We start from the raw sequence: 13,991 nt of genomic DNA, 5'->3' as shown, positions 1-13,991 counted from the left end.
GGACAAAGCGTTAACCTTATCCCATACCACCTGACGGAATTTCGTAACGGATCGAATCCGTTACGGGCAGATGTTGCGGTGGAGATGGATGATGGCGCTGAAAGACGTTGTGGCGGGTGAGCGGAATGAAGAGGGCATTGCGTCTGCGCTCGCGGTGCTGAAGCAGCAGCTCGGCGACAAGGTCCAGACGGGCCAGGCGTTTCGCGAGCAACATGGCCACACCACCACCTATCTGACCCTGCAGGCGCCTGACGGAGTCGTTTTTGCCGAAAGCGCCGATGATGTGAAAGCTGTTGTGAAGGCCTGCGCCCAATACAAGGTTCCGGTCATTCCCTTCGGAACGGGGTCTTCACTTGAAGGGCAGGTCAATGCGCCCAACGGCGGAATCTGCATCGATTTCAGCCGGATGAATCGCATCATTGAGGTGAATGCCGAAGATCTTGACGTGACGGTGGAGCCGGGTGTTACGCGTGAGGACCTCAACGTTTATCTGCGTGATACCGGCCTGTTCTTCCCGATCGATCCGGGCGCCAATGCCTCGATCGGCGGCATGGCCTCGACGCGCGCCTCCGGTACCAACGCCGTTCGTTATGGCACGATGAAGGACAATGTGCTGGCCGTCACCGCTGTTGTCGCCAATGGCGAGGAAATCCGCACGGCTCGCCGCGCCCGCAAGTCTTCCGCCGGTTACGACCTGACGCGGCTTTTCGTGGGGGCCGAGGGGACGCTTGGCGTCATCACCTCCGTGACGCTGCGGCTTCAGGGCATTCCGGAAAAGATCGCCGGCGGTGTCTGCACCTTCGACACGATCAAGGCGGCCTGCGATGCCGTCATCATGACGATCCAGATGGGCGTTCCGGTAGCTCGCATCGAATTGCTTGACGAGGTGCAGGTGCGGGCGTGCAACGCCTATTCCGGCCTGAACTATGCGGAAAGACCGACGCTGTTCGTGGAGTTCCACGGCACCGAGGAGACGGCGGCGCTGCAATCGCAGCAGTTTGCCGAGATCGCGGCCGAATGCGGCAGCATCGATTTCCGCTGGACGAGCGATGCCGCCGAGCGCAACAAGCTCTGGAAAGCGCGTCATGACGCCTATTGGGCGTCCCGGGCGCTCGCGCCGCATCTTGATGGGCTGTCCACCGATGTCTGCGTGCCGATTTCGCGCCTTGCCGACTGCGTGGTGGAAACGCAGCGGGATATTGAGGACAACGGTTTTCTCGCGCCGATCGTCGGTCATGCGGGTGACGGGAACTTCCACGTCCTTATTCTGTTTGATGGCAAGGATGCCGAAAGCGTCGCGAAGACCGAAGCCTTTGTCGCCCGTCTCAACCGCCGCGCCATCGCCATGGACGGCACCTGCACCGGCGAACACGGTATCGGCCAGGGCAAGATGAGTTTCCTTGCCGAAGAGGCCGGCAATGCACTGGATGTGATGCGCGCCATCAAAACGTCGCTCGATCCGGATAATATCTTCAATCCGGGCAAGTTGTTCCGGCTTGTCTGATCATCCTCACAATTGATTGGTACAAAAGGCTGCTTGCCGTTAAGGCAGAAAAGAATAGGTTTGCAGCGTTCGCGAAGGGAGATGCAGGTCAGTGCTCGGGCGTATTCTGGTTTTTCTGGGCGGACTGCTGGCCGTGGTGCTGTTCTCGGCGCTGCTTATTCCCTATTTCGTCGACTGGACGGATTTCCGCCGCGATTTTGAAGACCAGGCAAGCCGTATTCTCGGCAAGAAGGTGGTTGTGCATGGCCGCGTTGAGGCCCGCATTCTGCCTTTCCCCTCGGTAACGCTGCATGATGTGCGCGCCGGCACGGATGCGGATGGATCGCCGCTCATTCAGGTCGCGCGTTTTTCCATGGATGCCGAGCTTGCGCCTTTCCTTTCCGGCGAGGCGCGTATCTTCGACATGCGCATCGAGGAGCCCAAGGCGAAGATCAGGCTGCTGAAAGACGGCACGCTGGACTGGATGCGCGGCAGCCGGGCGGAAATTCCCGCCCGCACCGTCGTTCTGGAAAGCGTGCAGATTGAAGGCGGGCAGATCGAATTCATCGACGAGCAATCCGGCCGCAATCGCGTGGTGACGGGTCTCAACGCCGACATGTCCGCCAATTCGCTGGCCGGGCCGTGGAAGGCCGAAGGGCGCGCCGCCATTGACGGGCATCCGGGTTCCTTCTCCCTCTCCAGCAGCGAGCCGGATTACGCCGCCGGCCGCATGGGGCTGCGGGTCCGCGTGGTGCCGGATGAGCATCCGGTCGAGGTTGATCTCGATGGCGCGATTGCTGCAACGGCGGGGAAGCCCGCTTATAGCGGTTCCTTCTCCTTCAGTTTCCGTGAGGATGAAAAGCAGAAGCAGCAGGCGGGGCAATCGTTGTTTTCTTCGCCGCGTACCCGCGGCAGTTTTGAGCTCACCAATGAAAGCGTGCGTATCCCGAGTTACCGCATGGAACTCGGCGGTAGCGAAAATCCCTATGTCGTGACCGGTGAAGCGACGCTCGATACCGGCGCCAAGCCGGAATTCCTGCTGACGGCCGATGGCCAGCAGATCGATGTCGCCCGCTTCGCGCCGCCTGTCGTGCAAACGGGCAAGACCTCGCGCCAGCCCACCGCCTCGGTGCGCCAGCGCATCGAGGCCTTTGCGGCCATGGTGGCCCGCATTCCGGTGCCGCCGGTGCCGGGCAAGGCGAGCATCAGCCTTCCCGCGCTTGTTTCTGACGATACGACCATCCGCGACATCCGGCTGGATGTGCGCCCGGAAGGCAGCGGCTGGCAGGTGGTGAATGCCGTGGCGACGTTGCCGGGCAGGACGCAGCTTGAAGCCAAGGGATCGCTGACGCTGCTTGGCGGGCCCGCTTTCAACGGCAATCTGCTGCTCGCCTCCAACCAGCCTTCAGGGCTGGCGAACTGGCTTTCCGGTTCCGTCGATCCGGCGATCCGCCAGCTCAATGCCGCCGGTTTTTCCGCCGATGTTTCTTTGACGACGCTCAATCAGCGTTTCGACAAACTGGAGCTTGCAATCGGCGATGCCTCGTTGAAGGGCGAGCTGGAGCGGCGCTCCGACGGCAAGACTTCCAATCTCTCCATCGATCTCTCGGGCAACGAAATCGATCTCGATGCGCTGAGGGCGCTCGGCAGTCTGGCGCTTGGCGATCAGGTCGGCAGTTCCGTCCTCGACCACCGCATTACCGCGAAATTCAAGGCCGACCGGTTCAACATGGCCGGTGTGACCGCCAATCACGTCGAAACCGCCTTCACCATGGCTGGTGGGGTTCTCTCGCTCGAAAACATGACGGCCGGTGATATTGCCGGCGCGGAGGTGAAAGCCAGAGGGCAATTGCAGGGTTCGCTGCTGAAATATGCCGGCAAGGGCACGGTGAACCTGCATGCAGCGGATATGCAGCCGTTCTTCACCATGCTGCAGCAGAAATTGCCAAACCATCCATTCCTCAGCCGTCTGGCGGCGAGCGCGCCATGGTACGCCAATTCCGACCTTGCCATGGATGTTTCCGTCAACAGCGAAAATGGCGGGGCCAATGTCGCCGTCTCCGGCACCGTCAACGGCAGCCGGCTCTCGGCCGTTGCCAAGATGCCGGATTTCCTGTCGATCACCGATGATACGGCCATGTCGCTGGAAGCCGTCCTGAAGAACCAGTCGACGGCGATCCTGTTCGGCCAGGCGGGGCTCGATCCGCTGCCCTTCGATGCGGATGGCGAGGGACTTCTCTCCGTCAAGCTCAACGGCACGCTCGGCTCGCCCGCCCAGACGGAACTGCGCTTCTCGACGGAACGCACGCATTTTTCGATGAACGGTTCCTTTGCCGTTTCGGCCGCCAATTTCGGCGAAGGCAGCGCCGATGTGGCGCTCGAAAGCGCTGATATCGAGCCATACCTCATCATGAACGCCGTCGGTCTGCCGCAGCTTGGCGGCGGCATGGCGCTGAAGGCCAATGCGAAAGTGGCTGTCGATGGACAAAAGATCGCATTTTCTTCTATCGGCGGGCAGGCGGGCGGAAACCCTTTCTCGGGCAATCTGACTGTTCAGCGTGCCGCACCCTATCCTGTGGCTGGTGATCTCTCTGTCAGAACGGCCGATCTCGCCTGGCTGGGTGATGCGATCTATGGGCCGGTGATCGATCCGGAAACCGGCGCGCTCAACGCAAAGCCTCTGGCCATGGCCGCTTTCCCGCAGCTCAAGGCTTCACTGGCCTTGAAAGCGGAGAGTTTCGAGGCCGGTCCCTTCGGTACCGTCACCGGCGTTTCGGCCAAGGTCACGCATGATGCGGGCAGTCTCTCGCTCGACGATGTTGCCGGCACCTTCATGGGCGGCAAGCTTACGGGGCGGCTTGCCATGTCGACGGGCGAAGGTGCGGGCATTTTCCGCACCAAGATAGCGGTTACCGACGCCAATCCGGAGCCGATCCTGTGGGCCAATGCCAACGGGCCGGTTGCGACAGGCCGGGCGGCCATCGACCTGACGGCCGAATCGACGGGTAAAAGCGTTGGTGAAATGCTGAAATCGGCGGGTGGCTCGGGTGAAATCAGGGCCAGCGGGCTCGTGGTGAAGGGGCTTAATCCCGGAGCCTTGCCGCCGATCCTGCAGGCGGCCGATGGTTTGCAGCAGCCGATCGACGCTCCCAAAGTGCGGCCGCTGGTGGACCAGAACCTGTGGCAGGGTGAAATCGGGCTTGGCGATGTGGCCTTGCCGTTCTCGCTGAATGGCGGTGCGCTTCATTTCCAGAATCTGCGTGCGGGGATCGATCGTGTCACGCTTACTGCTGATGCGACTGTCGATATTGCCGCCGCGACCGTGAATGGCGACCTCGATCTTCTGTTCAATCCCGGCACTGAAACAGTTGCAGGGGCCGAGCCGTCTGTGCGTCTCAACTATAACGGTCCGCTTGCCGCGCCGGCTTTGACGACCGATGTTTCGGCGCTCAGCAATTACCTCTCGCTTCGGGCTTTCGAAAAGGAACGCCGCCGGGTGGAGGCCATGCAGGCGAGCGTTCTTGAAAAGCAGCGCCTGCGTCGCGAAGTTGCGCTTTATCGCTCTCAGGCGGCCGAGCGGCAGGCCGAGAAGGAGCGGGCAGAGGCGGAAGCCAAGGCCAAGGCTGAAGAAGAGGCTCGTTTGAAGGCGGCAGCCGAAGAACGTCTGCGCCAGGAAAAGGAACAGCAGGAGCGGTTGCAACAACAACAGCAGGAACAGGGGCAGCCGGTACCCGAGCGGCAATCCGCGCCGGTTCTGGTGGTGCCTCCCACAGAAAACGCCATCCGGCAACTGGCGCCAGAAAACGCTCCCGCCACGCCGTAAGCTTGCGGGCGGGGGAAACTGATCGGCCTTGCGAAAGTGCGGAAACCTGTCCCCGAACGTTGCATCATCCTCGAGGCTGCGCCGAGAATATGACGGCAAACTCGTTCCCTAACGGGGAAAACCCGGGAACGCCTCGTGGTGGATGTGGGGGATGGGAAAGGTCTGGAAACAGTATTTGAAAGCAAGGCTACGCAATACGGGAAATGCCTTGCAGCGCAGACTAGGCCGCTAATGTTTAATGAATGCTTTCACGGCGTTACGAGTTTTCGGCAGTAATTTTTGTAGTCCGGGACGACAAATCCGGATAGAGGCATCGCAGGTCGTGATCGATTGCGCGTCTTTACCGCACGTCACAACATCTCAGCGGTTCTTCAGCCAGTTCAGCACGTAAACCCGCAGCGACGAGGACAGATTGCTGTCGGCGGAGCGGCTGTCATCTATTTCGGCAAGCAGGGCCGCGAAACTGATCTTGCGTCTGTCCGCAATGATTTTCAACTCGTCCCAGAAGGCATCCTCGAGTGAAATGCTGGTGCGGTGGCCGTGCAACGTCGCGGAGTGCTTGCGGATCATCAGATCGGTCTCCGGTGGATCCGGTTGGAGGTCTGAATCATATCTCCCCCGCAAGTCCCTGTTTTGCGATTCTTTTCCGATGGTCCCGAAATCAGCGGCGGTCCGTCGGCTTGTCAGTCTTTGCCGACCCCGTCATCGGTTTTTTCGAGCCGCCCCTGATCGAGCGCCTTTTCGGCTTTTTCGTTCAGGGCTGATGTGAGATTTTTTTCCGTCTTGGTGCGGCCAAAGGACAGGCGGTTCTGCTCCGCCTGCTTTTCTTTTTCGCTACGGGCTTTCTGTTTCCGAAACTGACGCAGATTGACGATATCGGCCGCCATGGGGATATGTCTCCTCGGGTTTCGTAAGCTCTGGGTAAAAGCCGTTATTGCTTCTTGCGGAAGGCATCCAGCGAAACGACCGAGCCTTCCTTCTTTTCTTCGCCGGCCTTGGGCGTTTCGGAAGCAGCAGCCGGTTTCGGCTCATGGGAAACGGGATAAGCGGTGATTTCGGCCTCTTCCATCTCTTCCTCTTCGGCCAGAGGCACGTCGAATTCGAGTTCGAAATTGACGGAAGGATCGTAGAAACCTCTGATGGCGTTATAGGGAATGACCAGCTTTTCCGGCGTATCGGAGAAGGAGAGGCCGATTTCGAAGCCGGTTTCGGTTACTTTCAGGTCCCAGAACTGGTGCTGGATGACGATGGTCATCTGTTCGGCATATTTCGCCTTGAGGTGCTGGGAAATCCGCACGCCCGGCGCGCCGGTCAGGAATGTGATGAAGAAATGGTGGTCGCCGGGCAGGCGGCTGGTTGCGGCCACTTCACCCAAAACCTTACGAATAACGCCGCGAAGGGCATCCTGTGCGAGAATGTCGTAACGGATATGATCCTGCCCCATGCGGTCCTGTCTTTCCCTTATTCAAACGTCTTTTCATGTGTGGCGCGGCCTGCGCGCCAAGGACGCTGTAACACTTTGAATCTTAGCGTAATCCTCGAGCCGGGATCATTTCCGATCCTGACGCTCACGCGTTGCCCAAGTATACGCAATGTCCTGAACGGCAGCAACGGAAAAGCCGACGCCGTTCGCAAGTCAGCTATCATATAATCAATTCAGGCAAAATGGAGAAGGTGGAGGTTTCTGTTGCCAGGTACCTCCGAACCCCGCCTCACGGGGCTAACCGTGAGGACTTAGAGCGGAATTCCCGCACCGCCATTAGGCAGCGAGAGCGTATTCCTTAGCGTTGTTGTCATTTGCAACTACACTTGTGACCCGATAACGGCGGTATCATGCCGAGCAAAAGTTCGATCTTTACGCCCTTGTCGATCCTATTTCGCCCCCATCAAAAGCCGGCCTTCATTTCATGAAAGTCCGCCGGTTTTTGGTGGAGGCGCCGGGTACCGCCCCCGGGTCCAATAGGTTTATTACACCGACCGTTTATCGCCATAGCCGGGTTGCCCCGGCAAGGCTCATATAGGCGTTTCGACCGCCCGAGAAAAGGGGGGTGATGACAATTCCATGAAAAGGTTTCGTGATTGCCGCCCGCACTTTAGACAATTCTTGACGACGAGTGATTGCTGTCCCATTCTCCATGCAACCGGTCACCAGAAGCAACACCGGGCCGGGGACACACGAAGGAGTGGACATGACTGACTATCTCGCAGATGTGAAGAAATACGACGCCGCAGCCGACGAAGCCATTGTCGGCAAGATCGTCAAGCATCTCGGCATTGCCCTGCGCAACCGGGATTCCTCGCTGGTGTCCGCTTCCGATCCGGAGGAGCTTGCGCGCGTGAAGGCGAGCTGGTGCGGCAAGAAGCTCGGCGTGACTGACGGTACGGCCGATCAGGCAATCGATGCTGTCGCCAAGGCGATGGCCGCGGACCGCTCCAAGTCGCGCGTGACTTTCTATTACCTGGTCGCCAAGGAACTGGGTAAGCTTCAGTCGCTTTGATTTGATCCGGGGATAGCCCGCATTAGGTGATTGGTTCTGCCGCCCTGTGCTATTATATTCCCTCGATATCAGGGAATCGGCGGCAGAACGCATGAAACAATATCTCGATCTTCTCCGGCATGTCATGGAAACCGGCTCCGACCGTGGAGACCGCACCGGCACGGGCACGCGCTCGGTTTTCGGTTACCAGATGCGTTTTGACCTTGCGCAAGGTTTTCCGGTTCTCACCACCAAGAAACTGCATCTGCGCTCCATCATCCATGAACTCCTGTGGTTCCTGAAGGGCGATACCAATATCGCCTATCTCAAGGAAAACGGCGTTTCCATCTGGGATGAATGGGCTGACGAAAACGGCGATCTCGGCCCCGTCTATGGCGCGCAGTGGCGCTCCTGGCCCGCGCCTGACGGACGCCATATCGACCAGATCACACTTTTGATCGAGGCCCTTAAAACCAATCCCAACTCCCGTCGCCACATCGTCTCGGCCTGGAACCCCGCGCTGGTGGACGAGATGGCGCTGCCGCCCTGCCATTGCCTGTTCCAGTTCTATGTTTCCGACGGCAAGCTTTCCTGCCAGCTTTACCAGCGCTCGGCCGATATCTTTCTCGGCGTGCCCTTCAATATCGCTTCCTATGCGCTTCTGACGCTGATGGTGGCGCAGGTGACGGGGCTGAAGCCGGGGGATTTCGTCCATACGCTCGGCGATGCGCATATCTATGCCAACCATTTCGAGCAGGCGCAGCTGCAGATGACGCGCACGCCCAAGGCTTTGCCGACGATGCGCCTCAACCCTGATGTGAAGGACCTTTTCTCCTTTAAGTTCGAAGACTTTACGCTTGAGAACTACGAGGCTGATTCAAGCATCAAGGCGCCGATCGCGGTATGAGTGAGCCGCGCGTCACCATCATCGTTGCGGTGTCGGAAAACGGCGTCATTGGCCGCGACCTCGACATGCCGTGGAAGCTTTCCACCGATCTCAAGCGCTTCAAGGCGATGACGATGGGCAAGCCGCTCATCATGGGCCGCAAGACGTTTTTATCCGTCGGCGAGCGTCCTCTGCCGGGCCGTCCGCACATCATCGTCAGCCGCAATGCCGGATACCGGCCTGAAGGTGTGGATGTCGTCTCGTCGCTGGACGAGGCCATGAAGCTTGCAAAAACCAAGGCTGCGGAACTGGGTGTGGACGAGGTTTTCGTTGCGGGCGGTGGTGAGATTTACCGTCAGGCCATGCCCCTTGCCGATCAACTTTCCGTCACCCATGTGGCGGTAAAGCTGGATGGGGACACTTTTTTTCCGGAAATCGATCCCGGCGTTTTTGAGAAAACCGAGGAAATCCCCGCTCCCGCAGGGGAAAAGGACAATTATCCGGTTCTGTTTACCACTTATGTGCGAAGAGCCGCGTCAAAGTGAACTATTTACCCTGATTGGGTATTTAGTTACCACCTCTGCGTTGAAACGGACGCTTCTCCTTCTTATAACGGGTCGATATTCCCGCCGCACGCGAGCAATCGCTTTCGAACGGAACCGGGAGAGGCTTTTATAAAGAGGTATTGATGCCCTGGAGCAATCAGAATGGCGGCGGCGGCCCTTGGGGCGGCGGCGGTGGAGGAAACAACCAGGGCGGCGGTGGCGGCCCATGGGGGCAGGGGCCTAACCGGCCTCGCGGCGGTGGCGGCGGCAATGGCGGCCCGCCTGATCTGGAAGAGATCATCCGGCGCAGCCAGGACCGTTTCAAGAATGTGCTGCCCGGCGGCTTCAACGGCGGTGCGGTCGCCATCGTCGTTCTCGTCGTTCTGGTTTTCCTCGGCATCCAGTCCATCTACACCGTCCAGCCGGACGAGCGCGGCGTGGAGCTGCGTTTCGGCCGTCCGAAGGACGAAATTTCGATGCCGGGCCTGCATTTCCATCTGTGGCCAATCGAGACGGTGGAAATCGTCAAGGTGACCGAGCAGCAGCAGAATATCGGTTCGCGCGCTTCGTCTTCCTCGTCGAGCGGCGTGATGCTGACCGGCGACCAGAACATCGTCAACGTGCAGTTCTCGGTGCTCTACACGGTCTCCGATCCGAAATCCTACCTCTTCAACGTCGACAGCCCGGCCGAGACCCTGCAGCAGGTTTCCGAAAGCGCCATGCGCGAAGTCGTCGGCCGTCGTCCGGCACAGGACATCTTCCGCGATAACCGTCAGGCGATCGCAGCGGATGTGCGCACCATCATCCAGTCCACCATGGACGGTTATGGCGCCGGCATCTCCATCAATGCGGTGGCTATCGAAGACGCGGCGCCGCCGCGCGAAGTGGCCGACGCCTTCGATGAAGTGCAGCGCGCCGAACAGGACGAAGACCGCTTCGTTCAGGAAGCCAACCAATACGCCAACCAGAAGCTCGGTGCCGCCCGCGGTCAGGCCGCGCAGATCCTCGAAGAAGCGAACGCCTACAAGTCGCGTGTCGTCAACGAGGCGCAGGGTGAAGCGCAGCGTTTCATCTCCATCTACGACCAGTATCGTACCGCGCCTGATGTAACCCGTCAGCGCATGTTCCTGGAAACGATGGAACAGGTCCTGAAGGGCTCCAACAAGGTCATCATCGACGAAAAACAGGGTGTGGTGCCTTATCTGCCTCTGAACGAGATCATGCGCGGCAATCCGGGCGCGGCACAGCAGGGAGGCAACTAATATGGGCAACCGTCTTACGGCCATTCTCGTCGGCCTCGCCGTCGTGCTTTTCCTCGGTTATTCGTCGATCTTCGTCGTCAACGAGCGCCAGCAGGCGATCGTCGTGCGCTTCGGTCAAATTCAGGATGTGAAAACCGCGCCGGGCCTCTATTTCAAGCTGCCATTCGCCTTCATGGACGCTGACCGTGTGCAATATATCGAGAACCGCGCGCTGCGCTTCGATCACGACAATATCCGTGTTCAGGTCTCCGGCGGTAAATTCTACGAGGTCGATGCCTTCGTGGTCTATCGCATCACGGATGCGCGCCGCTTCCGGCAGACGGTCTCGGGTGACCAGATGTCGGCGGAATCGCGTCTGCGCACCCGTCTCGACGCATCGCTGCGCCGGGTTTACGGTCTGCGTGGCTTCGAATCCGCGCTCTCGGATGCGCGTGCATCGATGATGCAGGAAGTGCGTGACGATCTGCGTCCCGATGCGGAATCGCTCGGCATCAGCATTGTCGACGTGCGCATCCGCCGTACCGACCTGACGCAGGAAGTCTCGCAGCAGACCTTCGAGCGCATGAAGTCGGAACGTCTGGCCGAGGCCGAACTGATCCGCGCCCGTGGTAACGAAGAAGCGCAGCGCCGTCGCGCTATCGCCGATCGTCAGGTGGTGGAGTTCGAATCCGACGCGCGTCGCCAGTCCGAAGTGCTTCGGGGTGAGGGCGATGCGGAGCGTAACAAGGTGTTCGGCGAGGCTTTCCAGCGTGACCCGAGCTTCTTCGAGTTCTATCGCTCGATGGCGGCCTATTCCAGCTCGCTCAGCGGAACCGGCACGACGCTGGTCCTGTCTCCGGACTCGACCTTCTTCCGTTATTTCAACAACATCGACGGTGTTCCGTCCACGGCGCCTGCCGCGCCTGCGCCGGCACCGGCGAACTGATAACGGATAAAATGATTTTGGAGGGGCCGGTTTTACCGGCCCTTTCTTTTTGGTCCGTTTTCGTGCCAAAGCTGTGGTTACGGGCAAGGCGTCTCCGCCTGTTCACGAAAAGGTATTTTTACACTTCATCATTCCGCCTTATGCTTTGCCGATATATGCAGGGCAGGACTATTTGAAACGCGAGGACGCTTATGGCCGTGACCCTTCTTTCGCCTTTTCGCAGCAGCATCGCCGCAGTCGCGGGCATCGCGCTTGTGGCGGGTAGCCTTTCGGCACCGGTTGCGGCATGGGCGCAGAGCCATGGGCCGGAATCGGTGGCTGATCTTGCCGAGCCGCTTCTGGACGCGGTGGTGAATATTTCCACCTCGCAGAACGTCAAGACCGACGGCAAGGGCCCGGTTCCGCCGAAACTGCCGGAGGGTTCGCCCTTCCAGGAATTCTTCAAGGATTATTTCGACAGCCAGAAGCCGGAAGGCGGTGAAAAGGTCAATTCGCTGGGGTCCGGTTTCGTGATCGACCCGGCCGGTTACGTCGTCACCAACAACCACGTCATCGAGGGCGCCGACGCCATCGAGGTGATTTTCCCTAACGGTTCGAAGCTCAAGGCGACGCTGGTTGGCACCGATACGAAAACCGACCTTTCCGTCTTGAAGGTGGAGCCGAAAACGCCGTTGAAGGCCGTCAAATTCGGCGATTCGCGCAGCATGCGCATCGGCGATTGGGTGATGGCCATCGGCAATCCCTTCGGGCTTGGCGGCTCGCTGACAGTGGGCGTCATTTCCGCGCGGGGCCGCAATATCAATGCCGGCCCCTATGACAATTTCATCCAGACGGATGCTGCCATCAACAAGGGCAATTCCGGCGGCCCGCTCTTCAACATGAAGGGCGAGGTGATCGGCATCAATACCGCGATCATTTCGCCGAGCGGCGGTTCGATCGGTATCGGTTTTGCCGTACCGACGGAGCTTGCCCAGAATATCGTCCAGCAGCTCATCGAATTCGGTGAGACGCGCCGCGGCTGGCTCGGTGTTCGTGTCCAGCCCGTCACCGACGATGTGGCGGCAAGCCTTGGCATGGACAGCGCCAAGGGGGCGCTGATCTCCGGCGTCGCCAAGGGTGGCCCGGTGGAAAATGGCCCGATCCAGGCCGGCGATGTCGTGCTGAAATTCGACGGCAAGGATATTCACGAGATGCGCGATCTTTTGCGGATCGTCGCTGAAAGCCCTGTCGGCAAGGACGTCGATGTGGTGATCCTGCGTGACGGCAAGGAGGAGACCGTCAAGGTCAAGCTCGGCCAGTTGCAGGATGCGACGGATGAGAAGGCCTCGGCCGAGGATCAGCAGAGCGAAGACGGCGATGGCGGCGTGGTCGCACCGGAAGATGATGGCGGCGCCGACGATCAGGCGCAGGACCAGACGCCGGAAGTGCGTGAGGCGCCGCAGAGCGTGCTCGGCATGAATCTCGTGGTGCTGAGCAACGAGCTGCGTACCGAAAAGGGCATTGCCGAAAGCGTCGAAGGCGTGCTTGTCGCCAGCGTCGATCCGGGCTCCCCCGCCGAACAGAAGGGCATGAAGGCCGGCGATATCATCGTCGAGGTCGGGCAGGACTTCATGGAGGTTCCAGGCGACGTGCTGGTGCGCGTCAACGGCCTGAAATCCGAAGGCCGCAAGAATGCGCATATGATGGTGGCCGATGCCCAGGGCAATCTGCGCGTTGTGGCGCTGCCGCTGGAATAAACGCCCTTCGTCTGTTCCGTCAGGAATCGGGTGGCTGTCATTCCGGCCGCTCTCTAATCCTTGGGCTCCATCAAACGGAGGCCAAGGATATGAAATTGCTCGAAAACAAGGTTGCCATCATCACCGGTGCGTCATCCGGCATAGGCCGGGCGACGGCGGTGCTGTTTGCCGCTCACGGCGCGGCTGTCGTTCTCAATGCGCGCGGCGAAAAGGCGCTGCAGGAGGTTGCCGCCGACATTCGTGAGACCGGCGGCCGCGTCCACGCGGTCGCGGGTGATGCTGGTCTTGCCGAAACCCATTCCCGGCTGGCAGAGGCGGCCGTGAGCGTTTTCGGTGGTCTCGATATCGCCGTCAACAATGCCGGTGCGGTGGGAGCCATGAGGCCGCTGGCGGAGATTTCGCCTGCGGAATGGGATGATGTACTCAACGTCAATCTTACCTCCGCCTTTCTGGGCGCGCGTTACCAGATACCGCTGATGTTGATGCGTGGCGGCGGCTCCATCGTCTTTACCTCAAGCTTCGTCGGCACCAGCGTCGGCATACCAGGCATGGCGGCTTATGGGGCTGCGAAGGCGGCGTTGATGGGGCTGGTGAAAGGCATAACCGCCGATTATGCCATCAACGGCATTCGCGCCAATGCGCTGCTGCCCGGCGGGGTTGATACACCGGCAGCCGGCGATGCGGCGCAGAAGGAATGGGCCGCTGGCCTGCATGCGATGAAACGTATCGCTGAGCCGCAAGAAATTGCGCAGGCAGCACTTTTCCTCGCGAGCCCCATGGCGAGCTTCGTCGCCGGAGCGGCGTTGTTTGCCGATGGCGGCAATGCGGCGGTGAAGTAATGTCTGGGACTGGCG

Annotated in this window: 12 protein-coding genes and 1 other RNA gene; 9 read left to right on the top strand and 4 right to left on the bottom strand. The window is 60.0% G+C overall.

The window, feature by feature from the left end:
- The first annotated feature begins 91 nt into the window (after window positions 1-91).
- Complete coding sequence (locus CFB10_RS20520; RefSeq protein ID WP_026363423.1) at window positions 92-1,504, top strand: FAD-binding oxidoreductase; 1,413 nt, start codon at window positions 92-94, stop codon at window positions 1,502-1,504.
- Window positions 1,505-1,595: 91 nt separating this feature from the next.
- Window positions 1,596-5,306, top strand: a complete 3,711-nt coding sequence (locus CFB10_RS20515; protein ID WP_020009328.1) for an AsmA-like C-terminal region-containing protein — start codon at window positions 1,596-1,598, stop codon at window positions 5,304-5,306.
- Window positions 5,307-5,666: 360 nt separating this feature from the next.
- Here the strand turns inward: CFB10_RS20515 and CFB10_RS20510 are convergent, their stop codons facing one another.
- The 4 genes from CFB10_RS20510 to ssrA form a co-directional block, all read right to left on the bottom strand.
- Window positions 5,667-5,876, bottom strand: coding sequence for a ribbon-helix-helix domain-containing protein (locus tag CFB10_RS20510; RefSeq protein ID WP_020009329.1), 210 nt, complete (start codon window positions 5,874-5,876; stop codon window positions 5,667-5,669).
- A 113-nt stretch (window positions 5,877-5,989) separates the two neighbouring features.
- A complete protein-coding gene (locus CFB10_RS20505; protein WP_020009330.1) occupies window positions 5,990-6,193 on the bottom strand; it encodes a DUF4169 family protein in 204 nt (67 codons plus the stop codon).
- 44 nt (window positions 6,194-6,237) lie between these two features.
- On the bottom strand, window positions 6,238-6,750 hold the full coding sequence (locus CFB10_RS20500; RefSeq protein ID WP_020009331.1) for an SspB family protein: 513 nt from the start codon (window positions 6,748-6,750) through the stop codon (window positions 6,238-6,240).
- Window positions 6,751-6,979: 229 nt separating this feature from the next.
- Window positions 6,980-7,353, bottom strand: a transfer-messenger RNA (tmRNA) gene (ssrA, locus tag CFB10_RS20495).
- A gap of 142 nt (window positions 7,354-7,495) precedes the next feature.
- Between ssrA and CFB10_RS20490 the strand changes: the two genes are divergently transcribed.
- From CFB10_RS20490 to CFB10_RS20460, 7 genes are all read left to right on the top strand, one after another.
- Window positions 7,496-7,804, top strand: coding sequence for a DUF2853 family protein (locus CFB10_RS20490; RefSeq protein WP_026363424.1), 309 nt, complete (start codon window positions 7,496-7,498; stop codon window positions 7,802-7,804).
- Between the two features lie 91 nt (window positions 7,805-7,895).
- The gene (locus CFB10_RS20485; protein WP_020009333.1) at window positions 7,896-8,690 is read left to right on the top strand and encodes a thymidylate synthase; all 795 of its coding nucleotides are present in this window, start codon (window positions 7,896-7,898) and stop codon (window positions 8,688-8,690) included.
- Window positions 8,687-9,214, top strand: coding sequence for a dihydrofolate reductase (locus CFB10_RS20480; RefSeq protein ID WP_020009334.1), 528 nt, complete (start codon window positions 8,687-8,689; stop codon window positions 9,212-9,214). Before CFB10_RS20485 ends, CFB10_RS20480 begins: the two co-directional genes overlap by 4 nt.
- 143 nt (window positions 9,215-9,357) lie before the next feature.
- Window positions 9,358-10,476: an FtsH protease activity modulator HflK gene (gene hflK, locus CFB10_RS20475; RefSeq protein WP_020009335.1), complete on the top strand. Its 1,119-nt coding sequence runs from the start codon at window positions 9,358-9,360 to the stop codon at window positions 10,474-10,476.
- A gap of 1 nt (window position 10,477) precedes the next feature.
- The gene (gene hflC, locus CFB10_RS20470; protein WP_020009336.1) at window positions 10,478-11,401 is read left to right on the top strand and encodes a protease modulator HflC; all 924 of its coding nucleotides are present in this window, start codon (window positions 10,478-10,480) and stop codon (window positions 11,399-11,401) included.
- Window positions 11,402-11,592: 191 nt separating this feature from the next.
- Window positions 11,593-13,137, top strand: a complete 1,545-nt coding sequence (locus tag CFB10_RS20465) for a Do family serine endopeptidase (protein ID WP_020009337.1) — start codon at window positions 11,593-11,595, stop codon at window positions 13,135-13,137.
- An 89-nt stretch (window positions 13,138-13,226) separates the two neighbouring features.
- A complete protein-coding gene (locus CFB10_RS20460; RefSeq protein WP_020009338.1) occupies window positions 13,227-13,976 on the top strand; it encodes an SDR family oxidoreductase in 750 nt (249 codons plus the stop codon).
- Window positions 13,977-13,991 lie beyond the last annotated feature (15 nt).

This window comes from Agrobacterium sp. 719_389 (genome assembly GCF_900188475.1).
Lineage (GTDB): Bacteria > Pseudomonadota > Alphaproteobacteria > Rhizobiales > Rhizobiaceae > Agrobacterium > Agrobacterium radiobacter.
The sequence above is the reverse complement of the archived record's forward strand: the minus strand, read 5'-3'. Positions and strand labels throughout refer to the sequence as shown.

What these genes read in the sequence shown, in the direction of transcription:
- CFB10_RS20485 (WP_020009333.1), top strand. Translation starts at nt 7,896, where the DNA reads ATGAAACAATATCTCGATCTTCTCCGGCATGTCATGGAAACCGGCTCC.
- CFB10_RS20505 (WP_020009330.1), bottom strand. Translation starts at nt 6,193, where the DNA reads ATGGCGGCCGATATCGTCAATCTGCGTCAGTTTCGGAAACAGAAAGCC.
- CFB10_RS20500 (WP_020009331.1), bottom strand. Translation starts at nt 6,750, where the DNA reads ATGGGGCAGGATCATATCCGTTACGACATTCTCGCACAGGATGCCCTT.
- CFB10_RS20460 (WP_020009338.1), top strand. Translation starts at nt 13,227, where the DNA reads ATGAAATTGCTCGAAAACAAGGTTGCCATCATCACCGGTGCGTCATCC.
- CFB10_RS20465 (WP_020009337.1), top strand. Translation starts at nt 11,593, where the DNA reads ATGGCCGTGACCCTTCTTTCGCCTTTTCGCAGCAGCATCGCCGCAGTC.
- CFB10_RS20480 (WP_020009334.1), top strand. Translation starts at nt 8,687, where the DNA reads ATGAGTGAGCCGCGCGTCACCATCATCGTTGCGGTGTCGGAAAACGGC.
- hflK (WP_020009335.1), top strand. Translation starts at nt 9,358, where the DNA reads ATGCCCTGGAGCAATCAGAATGGCGGCGGCGGCCCTTGGGGCGGCGGC.
- CFB10_RS20510 (WP_020009329.1), bottom strand. Translation starts at nt 5,876, where the DNA reads ATGATCCGCAAGCACTCCGCGACGTTGCACGGCCACCGCACCAGCATT.
- CFB10_RS20490 (WP_026363424.1), top strand. Translation starts at nt 7,496, where the DNA reads ATGACTGACTATCTCGCAGATGTGAAGAAATACGACGCCGCAGCCGAC.
- hflC (WP_020009336.1), top strand. Translation starts at nt 10,478, where the DNA reads ATGGGCAACCGTCTTACGGCCATTCTCGTCGGCCTCGCCGTCGTGCTT.
- CFB10_RS20520 (WP_026363423.1), top strand. Translation starts at nt 92, where the DNA reads ATGGCGCTGAAAGACGTTGTGGCGGGTGAGCGGAATGAAGAGGGCATT.